18 protein-coding genes are annotated in these 17,120 nt (G+C 57.2%); 10 read left to right on the top strand and 8 right to left on the bottom strand.

What is annotated here, in order from left to right; genetic code table 11:
• Positions 1–15: 15 nt before the first annotated feature.
• Together WM95_RS14770 and bglB are read left to right on the top strand one after the other, a co-directional pair.
• On the top strand, positions 16–1,599 hold the full coding sequence (locus WM95_RS14770; protein WP_063409031.1) for an MFS transporter: 1,584 nt from the start codon (positions 16–18) through the stop codon (positions 1,597–1,599).
• Between the two features lie 4 nt (positions 1,600–1,603).
• Positions 1,604–2,743, top strand: a complete 1,140-nt coding sequence (gene bglB / locus WM95_RS14765) for a beta-galactosidase BglB (protein WP_063409044.1) — start codon at positions 1,604–1,606, stop codon at positions 2,741–2,743.
• A gap of 35 nt (positions 2,744–2,778) precedes the next feature.
• Here the strand turns inward: bglB and argS are convergent, their stop codons facing one another.
• Positions 2,779–4,512 carry an arginine--tRNA ligase gene (gene argS, locus WM95_RS14760; protein ID WP_045404452.1) on the bottom strand — a complete coding sequence of 578 codons (1,734 nt, stop codon included), beginning with the start codon at positions 4,510–4,512 and terminating at the stop codon, positions 2,779–2,781.
• A 239-nt stretch (positions 4,513–4,751) separates the two neighbouring features.
• On the opposite strand from argS, the gene WM95_RS14755 reads away from it, so the two are divergent.
• Together WM95_RS14755 and cutC are read left to right on the top strand one after the other, a co-directional pair.
• Positions 4,752–5,312, top strand: a complete 561-nt coding sequence (locus WM95_RS14755; protein WP_063409032.1) for a VOC family protein — start codon at positions 4,752–4,754, stop codon at positions 5,310–5,312.
• 78 nt (positions 5,313–5,390) lie between these two features.
• Positions 5,391–6,134, top strand: a complete 744-nt coding sequence (gene cutC / locus WM95_RS14750) for a copper homeostasis protein CutC (RefSeq protein WP_045355966.1) — start codon at positions 5,391–5,393, stop codon at positions 6,132–6,134.
• A 262-nt stretch (positions 6,135–6,396) separates the two neighbouring features.
• On the opposite strand, the gene cmoB is transcribed toward cutC, so the two are convergent.
• Genes cmoB through WM95_RS14725 form a run of 5 tightly spaced genes read right to left on the bottom strand, consistent with a single transcriptional unit; the run spans position 6,397 to position 9,977 of the window.
• A complete protein-coding gene (cmoB, locus tag WM95_RS14745; protein WP_024909685.1) occupies positions 6,397–7,368 on the bottom strand; it encodes a tRNA 5-methoxyuridine(34)/uridine 5-oxyacetic acid(34) synthase CmoB in 972 nt (323 codons plus the stop codon).
• Entirely contained in the window at positions 7,365–8,108 is a 744-nt protein-coding gene (cmoA, locus tag WM95_RS14740) for a carboxy-S-adenosyl-L-methionine synthase CmoA (RefSeq protein ID WP_063409033.1), read from the bottom strand. Before cmoA ends, cmoB begins: the two co-directional genes overlap by 4 nt.
• Before the next feature lie 40 nt (positions 8,109–8,148).
• Entirely contained in the window at positions 8,149–8,544 is a 396-nt protein-coding gene (locus tag WM95_RS14735; RefSeq protein ID WP_021240443.1) for an MAPEG family protein, read from the bottom strand.
• Between the two features lie 51 nt (positions 8,545–8,595).
• The gene (locus WM95_RS14730) at positions 8,596–9,414 is read right to left on the bottom strand and encodes a DUF72 domain-containing protein (RefSeq protein WP_063409034.1); all 819 of its coding nucleotides are present in this window, start codon (positions 9,412–9,414) and stop codon (positions 8,596–8,598) included.
• Positions 9,411–9,977 (bottom strand): hydrolase, encoded by a 567-nt coding sequence (locus WM95_RS14725; protein ID WP_063409035.1) that lies wholly within the window; start codon positions 9,975–9,977, stop codon positions 9,411–9,413. The genes WM95_RS14730 and WM95_RS14725 overlap by 4 nt, the downstream gene beginning before the upstream one ends.
• Before the next feature lie 263 nt (positions 9,978–10,240).
• On the opposite strand from WM95_RS14725, the gene aspS reads away from it, so the two are divergent.
• The 6 genes from aspS (at position 10,241) to ruvB (ending at position 15,496) form a co-directional block, all read left to right on the top strand.
• A complete protein-coding gene (gene aspS, locus WM95_RS14715; protein WP_045355970.1) occupies positions 10,241–12,013 on the top strand; it encodes an aspartate--tRNA ligase in 1,773 nt (590 codons plus the stop codon).
• Between the two features lies 1 nt (position 12,014).
• A complete protein-coding gene (gene nudB, locus WM95_RS14710; protein ID WP_008500446.1) occupies positions 12,015–12,458 on the top strand; it encodes a dihydroneopterin triphosphate diphosphatase in 444 nt (147 codons plus the stop codon).
• 27 nt (positions 12,459–12,485) lie between these two features.
• A complete protein-coding gene (locus WM95_RS14705; RefSeq protein WP_008500447.1) occupies positions 12,486–13,226 on the top strand; it encodes a YebC/PmpR family DNA-binding transcriptional regulator in 741 nt (246 codons plus the stop codon).
• Between the two features lie 34 nt (positions 13,227–13,260).
• Positions 13,261–13,782, top strand: coding sequence for a crossover junction endodeoxyribonuclease RuvC (gene ruvC, locus WM95_RS14700; protein ID WP_003859749.1), 522 nt, complete (start codon positions 13,261–13,263; stop codon positions 13,780–13,782).
• An 80-nt stretch (positions 13,783–13,862) separates the two neighbouring features.
• The gene (gene ruvA / locus WM95_RS14695; protein WP_045355971.1) at positions 13,863–14,477 is read left to right on the top strand and encodes a Holliday junction branch migration protein RuvA; all 615 of its coding nucleotides are present in this window, start codon (positions 13,863–13,865) and stop codon (positions 14,475–14,477) included.
• Positions 14,478–14,485: 8 nt separating this feature from the next.
• The gene (gene ruvB / locus WM95_RS14690) at positions 14,486–15,496 is read left to right on the top strand and encodes a Holliday junction branch migration DNA helicase RuvB (protein WP_023312235.1); all 1,011 of its coding nucleotides are present in this window, start codon (positions 14,486–14,488) and stop codon (positions 15,494–15,496) included.
• 52 nt (positions 15,497–15,548) lie between these two features.
• Here the strand turns inward: ruvB and znuB are convergent, their stop codons facing one another.
• Positions 15,549–16,334 (bottom strand): zinc ABC transporter permease subunit ZnuB, encoded by a 786-nt coding sequence (gene znuB, locus WM95_RS14685; RefSeq protein WP_063409036.1) that lies wholly within the window; start codon positions 16,332–16,334, stop codon positions 15,549–15,551.
• Positions 16,331–17,086, bottom strand: coding sequence for a zinc ABC transporter ATP-binding protein ZnuC (gene znuC, locus WM95_RS14680; protein WP_023312233.1), 756 nt, complete (start codon positions 17,084–17,086; stop codon positions 16,331–16,333). Before znuC ends, znuB begins: the two co-directional genes overlap by 4 nt.
• Positions 17,087–17,120: the final 34 nt, after the last annotated feature.

The raw sequence follows: 17,120 nt of genomic DNA, 5'->3' as shown, positions 1-17,120 counted from the left end.
TTAGGGTTGACGGCAATGAAAACACGTAAAATTGGACTCGCGAATTATCTTGCTTACGGGTCAGGTGATTTTCTCGGGGCGGGTACCACCGCCCTGACGGCGGCCTGGCTTTTATATTTTTATACCACCTTCTGCGGGCTTTCACCGATCGAAGCAACGTTCATCTTTGCCGCGGCAAGGGTGCTGGATGCCCTCGTTAGCCCGTTGATGGGCTTTTTAACCGATAACTTTGGTACGACCTGGCTCGGTAAGCGCTTTGGCCGCCGTAAGTTCTTTATTCTGCTGGGGATCCCGTGCGTGTTCAGCTACTCGCTGATGTGGGTTGGGGACATGAGCTTCGGGTACTACCTGCTGACCTATCTGCTGTTTGATATTGTTTACACCATGATTCTGGTGCCGTACGAAACGCTGGTGCCGGAAATGACCGATGACTTTAAACAGAAAACCAAGTTCTCCGGGGCGCGTATCGCTATGGCCCAGATGTCCGCCATTCTGGCTTCCTTCCTGCCGGGGATCCTGTTGACCTGGTTCGGGAAAGAAAACGCGGTTTCCTTCTTCTACGCAAGCCTGGTTTTCTCTGTGCTCTGCGCGCTGATGCTGACCTTCGTCTGGTTCTTCACCTGGGAACGTCCGCGCGAAGAGTGGTCTGAAGCGGCGCTGCGTGCTGAAGAAGAGAAGAAGAAGCTGACGCTGTGGCAGAGCCTCAACCGCCTGATCGTTGAGCTCAGCTCCACGCTGCGCATCAAGATTTTCCGTCAGCATCTGGGCATGTACCTTGGCGGCTATATCGCGCAGGACGTGTTTAATGCGGTATTCACCTACTACGTAGTGTTCGTGCTGATGCAGGAAGCGTCAGTGGCGTCCAGTCTGCTGGGCACGATGGCCATCTTCCAGTTCCTTGCAGTTATCGCCATGATCCCGCTGTGTATCCGCTTCGGGCCTGCGCCGTCCTACCGCATGGTGGTGGTGCTGTTTGGCCTGGCGTCTCTCTCTTACGCCATGCTTTATTACGCGGGCATGAGCGACGTCTACGCTCTGCTGTTGCTGATCTCTGCGGTGGCTGGGCTGGGGCGCGGCGGGATCAACTATGTGCCATGGAATACCTACACCTACATTGCTGACGTGGATGAAGCGATCACCGGCCAGCGCCGCGAAGGGATCTTCGCGGGCATCATGACCCTGACCCGTAAGGCGTCACAGGCCGGTGCGGTGATGCTGGTGGGCATTGTGATGCAGATGTCCGGCTTTGTCAGCGGTCAGAAAGTACAGCCTGCGGAAGTGAGCCACACCATTTTGACGATCCTGAGCGTGGGCACCATCCTGGTGCTGTTCTGCGGCTTCCTCGTTTCCCTGCGCTTCAGGCTCAATTTGCAGACCCACAGCACGCTGCGCGAGGAGACCGCGAAAATGCGTGAGTGTGGTCATGCGATGCCTGAGTCAGCGACGCCACACGCCCGCGCCACCGTCGAGATGCTGGCCGGTATGCCTTATGAGTCACTGTGGGGCAATAACAACATCGGTTATCTGAATCGCAACAAGCCAGCGGCACCCTCTCTGAAAGAACGCGCGGTACTGAATTCGACATACAACAGAGGTTAAGATGATGAAAGTTTGGCCTGTCAAACATAGCCCGTTACTGCGTCAGCCAGAGCGCTTTATCGCCCGGGACGAGCTGAAATCGCTGATTCAAAAGGTGACGCATAGCCTGGTCAATATCCACGACAAAACGGGTGAATTTTTGCTGCGGCTGGACGACGGGCGCGTGATCGACACCAAAGGCTGGGCCGGATGGGAGTGGACGCACGGCGTTGGCCTGTACGGTATCTGGCAGTATTACTGCCAGACCGGCGATGAAGGTATGCGAGACATTATCGACAGCTGGTTTGCCGACCGCTTTGCGGAAGGTGCGACCACCAAAAACGTGAATACCATGTCGCCGTTTCTGACGCTGGCTTATCGCTACGAAGAGACCCAAAATCAGGCCTGGCGGCCGTGGCTGGAAAGCTGGGCGGAATGGGCGATGGCAGAGATGCCGCGCACGGAACACGGCGGGATGCAGCACATCACCCTGGCGGAAGAAAACCATCAACAGATGTGGGATGACACGCTGATGATGACGGTGCTGCCGCTGGCGAAAATCGGCAAGCTGCTCAATAAGCCGGAGTACGTTGAAGAGGCGGTCTATCAGTTCCTGCTGCACGTGCAGAACTTGATGGACCGGGAGACCGGGCTGTGGTTCCACGGCTGGAGCTATGACGGTAATCATAACTTTGCCCGTGCCCGCTGGGCGCGCGGCAACAGCTGGCTCACCATCGTCATCCCGGACTTCCTTGAGCTGGTGGATCTGCCGGAAAGCAACGCGGTGCGCCGCTACCTGGCGCAGGTATTGAATGCGCAGATTGCCGCGCTGGCGAAATATCAGGACGACAGCGGGCTATGGCATACGCTGCTCGACGATCCACATTCTTATCTTGAGGCGTCCGCCACGGCAGGGTTTGCCTACGGCATTCTGAAAGCCGTGCGCAAGCGCTACGTTGGCGCGGAGTATGCCGAAGTGGCAGAAAAAGCGATTCGCGGTATCGTCAAACATATTTCGCCGGAAGGCGAGCTGTTGCAAACGTCGTTCGGCACGGGCATGGGCAGCGATCTTGAGTTTTATCGCCAGATCCCGCTGACGTCGATGCCGTACGGACAGGCGATGGCGATTCTCTGTTTGACGGAATATTTACGGAAGTATTTCTGATAAGAAAAAACCCGGCGCTTGCCGGGTTTTTTGTCTTACATGCGTTCTACGGTTTCGATACCCAGGGTATCCAGACCCAGCTTCAGGGTCTTCGCCGTGAGCTGCGCCAGCTTCAGGCGGCTGTTGCGGACCGATTCGTTTTCCGCAGACAGAATAGGGCAGTGTTCGTAGAAGCCGGAGAACAGACCCGCCAGATCGTACAGGTAAGCACACATCACGTGCGGCGTACCGTCACGCGCGACAACCGTCAGCGTCTCTTCAAACTGCAGCAGGCGCGCCGCCAGCTGTGCTTCACGATCTTCCGTTATGGTCACCGTTGCATTCGCCAGTACGTTTTCATCAATGTTCGCCTTACGGAACACCGAGAGCACGCGGGTGTAGGCATACTGCATGTAAGGCGCCGTGTTGCCTTCAAACGCCAGCATGTTATCCCAGTCGAAGATATAGTCGGTGGTACGGTTCTTGGAGAGATCCGCGTATTTCACCGCACCGATACCCACGGCGTTGGCCAGTTTTTCCAGCTCGTCGGCAGGCATGTCCGGGTTCTTCTCGGCCACCAGACGGCGGGCGCGCTCCAGCGCTTCGTCCAGCAGGTCGGACAGCTTCACGGTACCGCCCGCACGGGTTTTGAACGGCTTGCCGTCTTTACCCAGCATCATGCCGAACATGTGGTGTTCCAGCGGAACGCAATCCGGCACGTAACCGGCTTTACGCACGATGGTCCACGCCTGCATCAGGTGCTGGTGCTGACGGGAGTCGATGTAGTACAGCACGCGGTCAGCATGCAGCGTCTCGTAACGGTATTTCGCACAGGCGATATCGGTAGTGGTGTAGAGGTAGCCGCCATCCTTTTTCTGGATGATCACGCCCATCGGTTCGCCTTCCTTGTTTTTGTACTCATCAAGGAACACCACCGTTGCGCCTTCGCTCTCTACCGCCAGGTTTTTCGCTTTCAGGTCAGCCACAATGCCGGGCAGCATTGGGTTATAGAGGCTTTCACCCATCACGTCGTCACGGGTCAGGGTAACGTTCAGACGGTTATAGGTCAGCTGGTTCTGAGACATGGTGATATCAACCAGCTTGCGCCACATCTCGAGGAAGTATTGGTCGCCGCCCTGCAGTTTTACCACATAGCTGCGCGCGCGCTCGGCAAAGGCTTCATCTTCGTCGTAGTGCTTTTTGGCTTCGCGGTAGAACCCTTCCAGATCCGCCAGCGCCATTTCACCTGCGTTTTCCTGCTGCTGTTTTTCCAGGTAAGCAATCAGCATGCCGAACTGGGTACCCCAGTCGCCCACGTGGTTCGCGCGGATCACCTTGTGACCGAGGAATTCTAGCGTGCGCACCGCGGCATCACCGATGATGGTGGAGCGCAGGTGGCCAACGTGCATCTCTTTCGCCACGTTCGGGGCAGAGTAGTCGATCACGACGGTCTGCGCCTCCGGCTGGGAAACGCCCAGACGGTCAGATTTCAGCGCCGCGTCAACGTGGCTTGCCAGGAATGCAGGCTCAAGGAAGATGTTGATAAAGCCCGGACCGGCGATTTCGGTTTTGCTGGCAATGCCGGAAAGATCCAGATGCGTCAGTACCTGCTCAGCGAGCTGTCGCGGCGGCATGCCCAGTTTTTTAGCCACTGCCATCACGCCATTAGCCTGATAGTCGCCAAACTGTACTTTTGCTGACTGACGAACCTGCGGTTCGCAATCCGCAGGCGCGCCTGCGGCAATCAGTGCCTGACTGACTTTTTCGGAGAGAAGAGCCTGAATATTCACCTGGATACCTTACGTTTTTGATGCGGGCTTACAACCGCCCGCGCCAGTTAAAGAATTTAGGGCGGGAGTATACTGCAAATGCCCTCTGGCGTCAGCATTGCGGGGACTGAAGATTGCTCAGAATCCAGGCGGTGAAGGTGTGCATAATCATGCAGTCATAAAAAGCTGGATTCTGCGGTTGGTCAAAACAGGGCAACAGAGTAAATTAGCGGCTTTGCGACATGAAAAGAGAGTGACTTATGGCGAACTGGCAATCCATTGACGAACTGCATGATATTTCCGCAGATTTACCGCGCTTCACCCAGGCGTTCACAGATCTTGCCACCCGTCTCGGTCTGGATATCGCGCCGCTTGAGGCCGATCACATCTCTTTGCGCTGTCATCAGAATGCCACGGCCGAGCGCTGGCGTCGCGGGTTCGAACGGTGCGGCGAGTTGCTCTCCGAGAACATCATCAATGGTCGCCCCATTTGCCTGTTCAAACTGCATGAACCGGTGAACGTGGCGCACTGGCAATTCAGCGTGGTTGAACTGCCGTGGCCGGGAGAGAAACGCTATCCGCACGAAGGCTGGGAGCATATCGAAATTGTCCTGCCGGGTGAGCCGGAAACGTTGAACGCGCGCGCGCTGGCCCTCCTTTCCGACGAAGGCTTAAGCAAGCCGGGAATTTTTGTGAAGACGAGTTCACCCAAAGGCGAGCGCGAGCGGTTACCTAACCCGACGCTGGCCGTCACTGACGGACAGGTCACGGTGAAGTTTCATCCGTGGACCATTGAGCAGATCGTTGCCAGCGAAGCGTAAGAGATGTGAGTTCACGCCGGGACTGAAAACGGACGGCGTGTCATGATATTTCGTTTAGTGGAATTTCAGGAGGATTAAATGGCGCTGCTGGAGATTTGTTGTTACAGCGTGGAGTGTGCCGTGACCGCGCAAAAGCACGGGGCTGACCGCATTGAACTGTGCGCGGCACCCAAAGAGGGCGGGCTGACGCCGTCTTACGGCGTGTTGAAGTCTGCTCGTCAGGCCGTCACCATTCCCGTTCACCCGATTATTCGTCCGCGCGGCGGTGATTTTTGTTACACGGCGGGCGAGTTCAGTGCCATGCTTGATGATATCGCGCTCGTTCGGGACCTCGGGTTTCCAGGGCTGGTGACCGGCCTGCTGGATGAAGATGGCAATATCGATATACCGCGCATGCGTCAGATTATGAGCGCCGCGCAGGGGCTGGCCGTCACTTTTCATCGCGCATTTGATATGTGTAAAGATCCGCTTCAGGCCTTTGAAACGCTTGGAGAACTTGGCGTGGCGCGCATCCTGACATCGGGTCAGCAGGCGTCAGCTGAAAAAGGACTGCAATTAATTACGGAACTAAAAGCACATTCCGGTGTTCCAATAATAATGGCGGGTGCGGGAGTCCGCGCCAGCAATCTGGAACGGTTTTTAAACGCAGGGGTAGAAGAGCTGCACAGCTCCGCGGGTAAATGGATACCTTCGCCCATGCGTTATCGCAATACAGGATTGTCAATGTCGACGGATGCTGAAGCGGATGAGTATTCACGCTATGGCGTAGAGGGAGAGTCGGTTGCGGAAATGAAGTCGCTGATTGAGCGCCATCACGTGTAGCAACGTACCGATTTTTACCGCGCATCATGTCGCCCAATATGATGCTTGCTTGTACCAGGCCCCTGCAATTTCAACAGGGGCCTTTTTTTGTCTTTCATGTTTCAAGCCGCAGCTGCGTTGGCCGCCTCGCTCACCCCGGTCACTTACTGATGTAAGCTCCCGGGGATTCGCTGCGTAGCCGCCTTGCTGCAACCTGAACTATTTCGGAGAAAACGTGCTACGAGTAGGCCGGGTAAGGCGTAGCCGCCACCCGGCTAAAAGGCTACGGCTTGGTCGCAATCAACACCGCACGCATCGGAGCCGGATAGCCTTCGATGGTTTTGCTGTGGTCGGCCGGGTCGAGGAACTGCTCCAGCGATTCGGTGATCATCCAGTCGGTGCGGCGCTGTTCCTCGAGCGAAGTCACGCTGACGTCGGCAATCCGCACATCCACAAACCCGCACTTCTCCAGCCAGTTCTTCAGCGCCAGCGCGGAAGGGATGAAGTAAACGTTGCGCATCTGCGCGTAGCGATCGCCCGGCACAAGAACGGCATGTTCATCGCCTTCAATTACCAGCGTTTCCAGCACCAGCTCGCCGCCGCTGACCAGCTGATCCTTCAATTGCCACAGGTGTTCAAGCGGGGAACGACGGTGGTACAGCACGCCCATGGAGAAGACGGTATCAAAGGCTTTCAGGGCAGGGAGTTGTTCAATGCCCAGCGGCAGCAGGTGCGCGCGCTGGTCGTTACCCAGCAGCTTGCGCACCGCTTCAAACTGGCACAGGAACAGCTGCATCGGGTCAATACCGACCGCCAGATGCGCGCCCGCGCCAATCATGCGCCACATGTGGTAACCGCTGCCGCAGCCCACGTCCAGTATGGTACGTCCGGTCAGGTCGGAAAGGTGAGGCAGAACGCGATCCCATTTCCAGTCCGAGCGCCATTCGGTATTGATGTTCACGCCGTAAAGTGAAAACGGCCCTTTGCGCCACGGCATCAGGTTACGCATCAGCGTTTCGATGCGGTTGATCTGCCCGGCCGGAAGCGGCTCTTCGCTCTCGGCGGTTACGCTGTGCAGAAGATCCAGACGATGCGGGGTCAGTTCGGGCAGAAACTCCACCGCATTTGACCACTGCTTTAACAGGCCGTGCTGCTGATCGCGCTGCCAGGCGGCAATCTGCGCGGGCAAGGTTTCCAGCCAGTGGGAGAGCTGGTTTTTGGCAATTAGCTGATAGAAGTTACTGAATTCGATCATGCGGATTCTCCCGCTTTCAACGCCACCAGAGAGCCGAAGTTAAAGCACTGGAACCACAGTTCGCTGTGCTCAAATCCGGCTTTGCGCAGGCGCGCTTTGTGGGTTTCTACGGAATCCGTCAGCATCACGTTTTCGAGCATGCTGCGCTTCTGGCTGATCTCCAGCTCGCTGTAGCCGTTCGCCCGTTTGAAATCGTGGTGCATATTGAACAGCAGTTCGCCAACCTCGGCATCTTTGAAGCTGAATTTCTCCGAGAGCACCAGCGCGCCGCCGGGATTCAGCCCCTGATAAATTTTGTCCAGCAGCAGCTGACGGTCTTCAGGCACCAGGAACTGCAGGGTGAAATTCAGCACCACCATCGAGGCGTTATCGATCTCAATCTCGCGGATATCGCCTTCCACCACGTCTACCGGAACAGGGGCTTTGTAAGCGTCAATGTGGCGACGGCAGCGCTCAACCATAGCCGGGGAGTTATCGACGGCAATGATTCGGCAGCCTTCGTGGTGAACGTTACGACGAACCGACAGCGTTGCCGCGCCGAGCGAGCAGCCCAGGTCATAGACCTGCGTGCCGGGTTGAACGAAGCGCTCAGCCAGCATGCCGATCATAGAGATAATATTGGAATAACCGGGAACAGAGCGCTGGATCATATCCGGGAAGACTTCGGCTACCCGTTCATCGAAGGTCCAGTCGCCCAGGCTGGCGATAGGCGCGGAAAAAAGCGTGTCGCGATCTGACATAACGTAAAAATCCGGGAAAAATAAAGTGGCGTATTGTGCGCTAATGGAGGGAGAAAACCAACTCCCACGGCATATACCACAGGTTAGCCAGCACCATCAGCAAAAGCGAACACCAGGTCGCACTCATGCCGGAACGACGCCAGCGGATTAAGCGGTGGTGAAAACCGTAATAGTGCATCAGGCGGCCAGCAATAAGAAGCAGGCCACAGATGTGCACCATCCAGGTTTCTGCGCCATTCATCTCCATAAAAAGCAGCAGGATTAAGGCTGCGGGGATGTATTCGACCGCGTTGCCATGAATGCGGATAGCGCTTTGTAGCTCGGAAAATCCGCCGTCACCGTAAGAGACGCGGTACAGCGTTCTGAGGCGCACAACATCAAATGAAAACTTAATCAGCAGTAATGCACCTAACACCGCATACAGCGCGCTGACCATACAAACTCCCTGTTTTTGGCAGATGGCACTTCACTATGATAGGGGGTGATATCAGAAAAGAGAAGATTGTTGTGGGATGGAAGGGGCGCTGCCCACGGACGGCACCGCAGCCTGCAAGGCCTGCCAAAGAGCATCGACCAGTTCGGGGGCCTGGGCGATATCCGGCGTGTGCAAAAAGAGATACGGCGTGGTGGCGTGTTCCCACGAGGCCAGTTTTTCCAGCCAGACGGCGAACATCGCCTGGTTTTGCTGCATGTTGTCGCTGCCGATAAATCTGACCATTGGGTTATGCGCGGTCACGATGGCGTGGACCGGCACTTTCGGTTTTTTACGCTGAGCTTCAACGATGGCTTCGCTATGGGGCACAGCGCTGTGCACCGGGCGGCTATCGAGGATCACCCGGTTAACGGAACGCTCGAGCAGACCGCGATTGAGCGCTTTTTCTGCTTCGCCCTTCGCAAAAAATTCAGGATGCCTGACTTCAACGCCGTAGGTGAATTCGCGGGGCAGGGCATCCAGGAACTGCCAGAGCGCAGGCAAATCGCGCGGGCCAAACGTGGCGGGTAGCTGGATCCAGTACTGACCGATGCGGTTCGCGAGCGGCGACATGCGCGTAAAAAACTCTTCGGTCAAATCACCGCAGTTGCGCAGCGCGGCCTGGTGGGAAATGGTGGCCGGAAACTTAAAGCAGAAGCGGAAGTCGTCGCTCGTTTGTTCCCGCCAGCGCGCAACAATCTCGGCTTTGGGGAGCGCATACAGGGTGGTGTTACCCTCGACACAGTTGAAGTGCCGGGCATACTCCTCAAGGCTGGTGATGCCAAGGCGCACCCATTTCGGGTGCGACCACTGGGGCAGGCCCACGTACATCATAGCGCGCTGACAATCTCATCCGTGCTGCGCACGCGGCCGATGCGCGGGAAGATATGGGTCATGCTGCCCTGGTGCTGTTCCGCGGAGGCCGCGCTGCAGGCATCTTCGGCAATCACCAGGTTAAAGCCCAGCTCCCACGCGTTGCGGGCGGTAGACTCCACGCCGATGTTGGTGGAAATGCCGCACAGGATGATGGTGTCGATGCCGCGACGGCGGAGCTGCAGCTCGAGATCGGTACCGTAAAATGCGCCCCACAGGCGTTTGGTCACTTCAATATCGCTGTCGCGTTTGCCGAGTGCGGCCGGGTACGTCCACCAGTTTTCCGGCAGGGCGCGTGCAGGAACCTGGGCATCAACGGGCTGTTTTAACGCTTCGGCGTAATCAGCGGACCAGCCGACGCGCACCATGACAACAGGCGCACCGCTGGCACGACATGTTTCCGCCAGGCGAGCAGCGCGGTTGACCACATCATCCGCGGTATGCGGGCCACCGGCGAAGGGCAGAATGCCTTCCTGTAAATCAATCACAACAAGTGCGGTTTTACTGGCATCAAGTGTTAACATCGTTACTCCCGTTAAATGAATCACTTCCAGACACCATACGACGTGATGGCCTGTTCCTGGGCGGATAATTTTGTTAATTTTTGTGAGAATGCGCAATAAGAGTGCAGCAAACGACCGCCTGGCCGTGGTTCGCTCTTATCGTCCGGCGGAATTTCCAGTATAATAGCCGCCTTTTTTCATCCAGTTGTGACATACAGAAAGCTGCGACATAGTAGCCTGCATACCAGGCGACATTTAGCCTGCGGCTAATTAAGGGATATCTCATGCGTACAGAATATTGCGGGCAGCTGCGTCAGTCCCACGTTGGACAGCAGGTAACCCTGTGTGGTTGGGTCAATCGTCGTCGTGATCTTGGTAGCCTTATCTTCATCGATATGCGCGACCGCGAAGGTATCGTTCAGGTGTTCTTCGATCCGGATCGCGCAGATGCGTTGAAGCTGGCCTCTGAGCTGCGTAATGAGTTCTGCATTCAGGTTACCGGCACAGTGCGCGCGCGTGACGAGAAAAACGTCAACGCCGACATGGCGACGGGTGCCATCGAAGTGCTGGCGTCCGATCTGGTGATCATCAACCGTGCAGAAGCGCTGCCGCTGGACTCCAACCACGTCAACACTGAAGAAGCGCGTCTGAAATACCGCTACCTGGACCTGCGTCGTCCGGAAATGGCTCAGCGCCTGAAAACCCGTGCGAAAATCACCAGCCTGGTGCGCCGCTTTATGGATGACCACGGTTTCCTCGACATCGAAACCCCGATGCTGACCAAAGCCACGCCGGAAGGCGCGCGCGATTACCTGGTCCCATCCCGCGTACATAAAGGCAAATTCTACGCGCTGCCGCAGTCTCCACAGCTGTTCAAACAGCTGCTGATGATGTCCGGCTTCGATCGCTACTATCAGATTGTTAAATGCTTCCGCGACGAAGACCTGCGCGCTGACCGCCAGCCAGAATTTACCCAGATCGATGTGGAAACCTCCTTCATGACCGCCGAGCAGGTGCGTGAAGTGATGGAAGCTCTGGTGCGTAGCCTGTGGAACGACGTGAAAGGCGTTGAGCTGGGCGATTTCCCTATCATGACCTTCGCTGAAGCCGAGCGTCGTTACGGCTCTGACAAACCAGACCTGCGTAACCCGATGGAGCTGGTGGACGTAGCAGACCTGGTGAAAGGCGTTGAGTTTGCCGTATTCGCTGGCCCGGCTAACGATCCTAAAGGCCGCGTAGCAGCGCTGCGTGTACCGGGTGGTGCTGCCCTGAGCCGCAAGCAGATCGACGACTACGGCAACTTCATCAAGATCTACGGCGCGAAAGGTCTGGCCTATATTAAAGTGACCGAGCGTGCGAAAGGTCTGGAAGGCATCACCAGCCCGGTAGCGAAATTCCTGAACGCGGACATCGTGGAAGCGATCCTTGAGCGCACCGGCGCGCAGGACGGCGACATGATCTTCTTCGGCGCAGACAATAAGAAAGTCGTGGCGGATGCGATGGGCGCGCTGCGTCTGAAGCTCGGCAAAGACCTGAGCCTGACCGACGAAAACAAATGGGCGCCGCTGTGGGTTATCGACTTCCCAATGTTTGAAGACGACGGTGAAGGTGGCCTGACCGCAATGCACCACCCGTTCACCTCGCCAAAAGAGATGACGGCGGCAGAGCTGAAAGCGGCACCGGAAGAGGCGGTCGCGAACGCTTATGACATGGTTATCAACGGCTACGAAGTGGGCGGTGGTTCCGTGCGTATTCACAGCGGCGAAATGCAGCAGACCGTGTTCGGCATTCTGGGCATCAACGAGCAGGAGCAGCGCGAGAAGTTTGGCTTCCTGCTGGACGCCCTGAAATACGGTACGCCGCCGCACGCGGGTCTGGCCTTCGGTCTTGACCGTCTGACCATGCTGCTGACCGGCACCGATAACATCCGTGATGTTATCGCCTTCCCGAAAACCACTGCCGCAGCGTGTCTGATGACCGAAGCGCCAAGCTTTGCCAACCCGGCCGCACTGGCCGAACTGGGCATTGATGTGGTGAAGAAGGAAGAGAAAAACTGATATGACATATAAGCTCCCCGTTTCGGTCCTGGTGGTCATTTATGCAGAAGACACGAAGCGGGTGCTGATGTTGCAGCGGCGCGATGACCCTGAATTCTGGCAGTCGGTTACCGGCAGTCTGGAAGAGGGGGAGACCGCGCCGCAGGCCGCCGCGCGTGAAGTAAAGGAAGAGGTCGCCATTGACGTTGCCCGCGAGCAACTGACCCTGAAGGACTGTCAGCGCACGGTGGAGTTCGAAATTTTTAGCCATTTACGTCATCGCTACGCGCCGGGTACCGAGCGCAATACGGAGTCGTGGTTCTGTCTCGCGCTCCCCCATGAACGGGAGATCGTGTTTACCGAACACCTGACCTACCGCTGGGTGAATGCGGCGGATGCCGCCGCACTGACCAAGTCGTGGAGCAACCGGCAGGCGATTGAAGAATTTGTAATTAACGCAGCCTGAGAAGGCGCGATTTTTGGAGAACTTTTTATGGCAGGTCATAGTAAGTGGGCCAACACCAAACACCGCAAAGCGGCACAGGATGCCAAGCGCGGTAAGATCTTTACCAAAATCATTCGCGAGCTGGTGACAGCAGCGCGTCTGGGCGGCGGCGACCCGGCTTCTAACCCGCGTCTGCGCGCGGCGGTGGATAAAGCGCTTTCTAACAACATGACGCGTGACACCCTGAACCGTGCTATCGCACGTGGCGTGGGCGGTGATGAAGACGCGAACATGGAAACCATCATTTATGAAGGTTACGGTCCTGGCGGTACGGCGGTGATGGTTGAGTGCCTGTCCGACAACCGTAACCGTACCGTTGCGGAAGTGCGCCACGCGTTCACCAAAACCGGTGGCAACCTGGGCACCGACGGTTCCGTGGCTTACCTGTTCAGCAAAAAAGGCGTCATCTCCTTCGAGAAAGGCGACGAAGATGCGATCATGGAAGCGGCGCTGGAAGCCGGTGCGGAAGACGTAGTGACCTTCGATGACGGCGCTATCGACGTTTATACCGCGTGGGAAGAGATGGGTGCCGTGCGCGACGCGCTGGAAGCGGCTGGCCTGAAAGCGGACAACGCTGAAGTGTCCATGATCCCGTCCACCAAAGCGGACATGGATGCGGAAACGGCACCAAAACTGCTGCGTCTGATCGACATGCTCGAAGACTGCGACGACGTGCAGGAAGTGTACCATAACGGTGAAATCTCTGATGAGGTTGCAGCGACTCTCTGATGAGAGCCTGTAAACCCTTTACGGGAGACGCGTGATGTCGATTATTCTCGGGATTGACCCAGGCTCACGCGTCACCGGCTATGGCGTTATCCGTCAGGTGGGACGCCAGTTAACCTACCTGGGCAGCGGCTGTATTCGCACCAAAGTGGACGATCTTCCTTCGCGCCTGAAGCTCATTTATGCGGGCGTGTCGGAAATCATCACCCAGTTTCAGCCGGACTATTTCGCCATCGAGCAGGTCTTTATGGCGAAAAACGCCGATTCAGCGCTAAAGCTCGGTCAGGCGCGCGGTGTCGCCATCGTCGCTGCCGTGAACCAGGATTTGCCGGTATTCGAATACGCGGCCCGTCAGGTCAAGCAGACGGTAGTGGGGATTGGTAGCGCGGAGAAAAGCCAGGTACAGCATATGGTGCGTACCCTGCTGAAGCTTCCCGCGAACCCGCAGGCCGACGCCGCCGATGCGCTGGCTATTGCGATTACCCACTGTCACGTCAGCCAGAATGCGATGCAAATGAGCGAGTCGCGGCTCAATCTGGCGCGAGGCAGGTTACGATAATGAGAAATCAGGCTGGATAAACATCCAGCCTTTTTTTATTATGTCGACAGTTAATTTCTCCCAGAACGCAGGAGCGTCACGTGATAGGCAGACTCAGAGGCATCATCATTGAAAAACAACCCCCGTTAGTGCTGCTGGAAGTGGGTGGCGTGGGCTATGAAGTCCATATGCCGATGACCTGCTTCTACGAGCTGCCGGACGCGGGCAAAGAGGCGATTGTCTTTACCCAGTTTGTGGTGCGTGAAGATGCCCAGCTGCTGTACGGCTTCAATAACAAGCAGGAACGGATCCTGTTCCGCGAGCTGATTAAAACCAACGGCGTTGGGCCGAAGCTGGCGCTGGCGATTTTGTCCGGCATGTCGGCACCACAGTTTGTAAATGCCGTTGAGCGCGAAGATCCTGCGGCGCTGATTAAGCTCCCGGGCATTGGTAAGAAAACCGCCGAGCGCCTGATTGTCGAAATGAAAGACCGCTTTAAAGGTCTGCATGGCGATCTGTTCACTCCGGCTGCCGATTTGGTACTGACCTCTCCTGGCGGCCCTGCGACGGATGATGACGCCGAGCAGGAAGCGGTTGCCGCGCTGGTGGCGCTGGGCTATAAACCTCAGGAGGCCAGCCGTATGGTGAGCAAAATTGCCAAACCGGACGCCAGCAGTGAAACCCTGATTCGTGAAGCGCTGCGCGCTGCATTGTGAGGTAAAGGATGATTGAAGCAGACCGCCTGGTGTCGGCAGGCACTATTCAGGCAGATGACGTGGTGGACCGCGCGATCCGCCCAAAACTGCTTGATGAGTATATCGGCCAGCCGCAGGTTCGTTCCCAGATGGAGATTTTCATCCAGGCGGCAAAGCTGCGCGGCGATGCGCTCGATCACCTGCTCATTTTTGGCCCTCCCGGTTTAGGCAAAACCACGCTGGCGAATATCGTTGCCAATGAAATGGGCGTCAACCTGCGCACCACCTCCGGCCCCGTGCTGGAGAAGGCGGGCGATCTCGCCGCGATGCTGACCAACCTCGAACCGCATGACGTGCTGTTTATCGATGAGATCCACCGCCTGTCGCCGGTGGTGGAGGAAGTGCTCTATCCGGCGATGGAAGATTACCAGCTGGATATCATGATCGGTGAAGGCCCGGCCGCGCGCTCCATCAAAATCGATCTGCCGCCGTTTACCCTGATTGGCGCCACCACCCGCGCCGGGTCGTTGACCTCTCCGCTGCGCGACCGTTTCGGCATCGTGCAGCGTCTTGAGTTTTACCAGGTGGCGGATCTCCAGCACATCGTTGGCCGTAGCGCCCGCTATATGGGGCTCGAAATGAGCGAAGAGGGCGCGTTTGAAGTGGCGAAGCGTTCCCGCGGTACGCCGCGTATCGCCAACCGTCTGCTGCGCCGCGTGCGTGACTTTGCCGAGGTGAAGCACGATGGCTCGATTTCCGCGGAGATCGCCGCTCAGGCGCTGGATATGCTGAACGTCGATGCCGAAGGCTTTGACTATATGGACCGTAAACTGCTGCTGGCGGTGCTGGATAAGTTCTTTGGCGGCCCGGTCGGGCTGGATAACCTGGCTGCGGCTATTGGGGAAGAGCGTGAGACGATTGAAGATGTGCTGGAGCCGTATCTGATTCAGCAGGGCTTCCTGCAGCGCACCCCGCGTGGACGTATGGCAACGGTGCGGGCGTGGAATCATTTCGGCATTACGCCACCGGCAATGCCGTAAGCAGCGATAATTTGTAGCCCCGGTAAGCGAAGCGCCACCGGGGACATACCCACTACTGTGCGGTCTTCTTCATCATACTGAGGATAAACAGCACCGCAGCACTCAGCACCACGGACGGCCCCGCAGGCGTGTCATAGAACGCCGAGAAGGTGAGTCCACCCGTTACCGCAATCATCCCGACGATCACGGCTACGCCGGCCATCTGCTCAGGCGTACGGGCAAAACGACGCGCCGTAGCGGCAGGGATGATCAGCAGGGACGTAATAATCAGCGCGCCGACAAACTTCATCGCTACGCCAATGGTTAACGCCGTCACCAGCATCAGCAGCAGCTTAACGCGCTGCAGCTTCACGCCGTCGACAAACGCCAGGTCCGGGCTGACGGTCATGGCCAGTAAATTCCGCCACTGCCAGAACAGAATAGCGAGCACCACCAGCACGCCAATGGCTATAGCGATGAGATCCTCCGGCGTCACGGCCAGCAGGTCACCGAAGAGGTAGGCCATCAGATCCACGCGGATGTTCGACATCAGGCTGACCACCACCAGGCCCAGCGACAGGGCACTGTGCGCCATGATGCCAAGCAGGGTATCGATGGCGAGGTGAGGGCGCTTCTCCAGCCAGACCAGACCGGCCGCCAGCAGCAGCGTGACCACAATCACCGCGTAGAACGGGTTGACGTTCAGCAGCAGGCCAAAAGCCACGCCCTGCAGGGACGCATGCGCCAGGGTATCACCGAAGTAAGACATTCTGCGCCATACCACAAACGAGCCGAGCGGGCCCGCGGCGCAGGCAAGCATAATCCCGGCTAGCCAGCCGGGCAGTAACAGTTCAATCATGAGTGTCCATTTCCCCGACGCAGTACGATTCGTCCCTGTAAATCATGGCGATGATTATGATGATGACGATAAATGCCAAGCTGCTCGGCGCCGCGAGGGCCGAACATGGAGATAAACTCCGGATGCATGGAGACGACTTCAGGTGTACCTGAGCAGCAGATATGATGGTTGAGGCACAGCACTTCGTCGGTTTTTGCCATTACCAGATGGAGATCATGGGAGACCATCAGCACTGCGCAATCGAGCTCTCGACGTAGCTGGTCGATCAAATCATAAAGCGCAACCTGACCATTCACATCCACACCCTGAGTCGGCTCATCCAGTACCAGCAGCTGCGGGCTGCTCAGCAGCGCGCGGGCAAGTAAAACACGCTGAGTTTCACCGCCGGACAGTTTTTGCAGCGGCGCATCGACAAGATGGCCCGCCTGCACGCGTTTCAGCGCCGGGAGAATATCGGCTTTACGGGTGCCGGGGCGCAGACGCAGGAAACGGCTGACCGTCAGCGGCAGCGTGGCGTCGAGATGAAGTTTTTGCGGCACATAGCCAATACGCAATTTTTCCTCGCGCTTAATCACGCCTTCATCGGGTGCGACCAGACCCAGCACCACGCGCACCAGGGTGGATTTGCCTGCGCCATTGGGGCCGAGCAGCGTCAGAATTTTGCCGGGCTTCAGATCGAGCGACACGTCAGAGAGGACGCGGCGCTGGCCGAATGAGACCGAGATATTTTCAAGAGAAACCAATGTCGTCATGTCATTTTAAGCTTGAAGAAGTCAACGAATGTTA

It is taken from the genome of Enterobacter cloacae complex sp. ECNIH7 (assembly GCF_002208095.1).
Taxonomy (GTDB): Bacteria; Pseudomonadota; Gammaproteobacteria; order Enterobacterales; family Enterobacteriaceae; genus Enterobacter; species Enterobacter cloacae_M.
The sequence above is the reverse complement of the archived record's forward strand: the minus strand, read 5'-3'. Positions and strand labels throughout refer to the sequence as shown.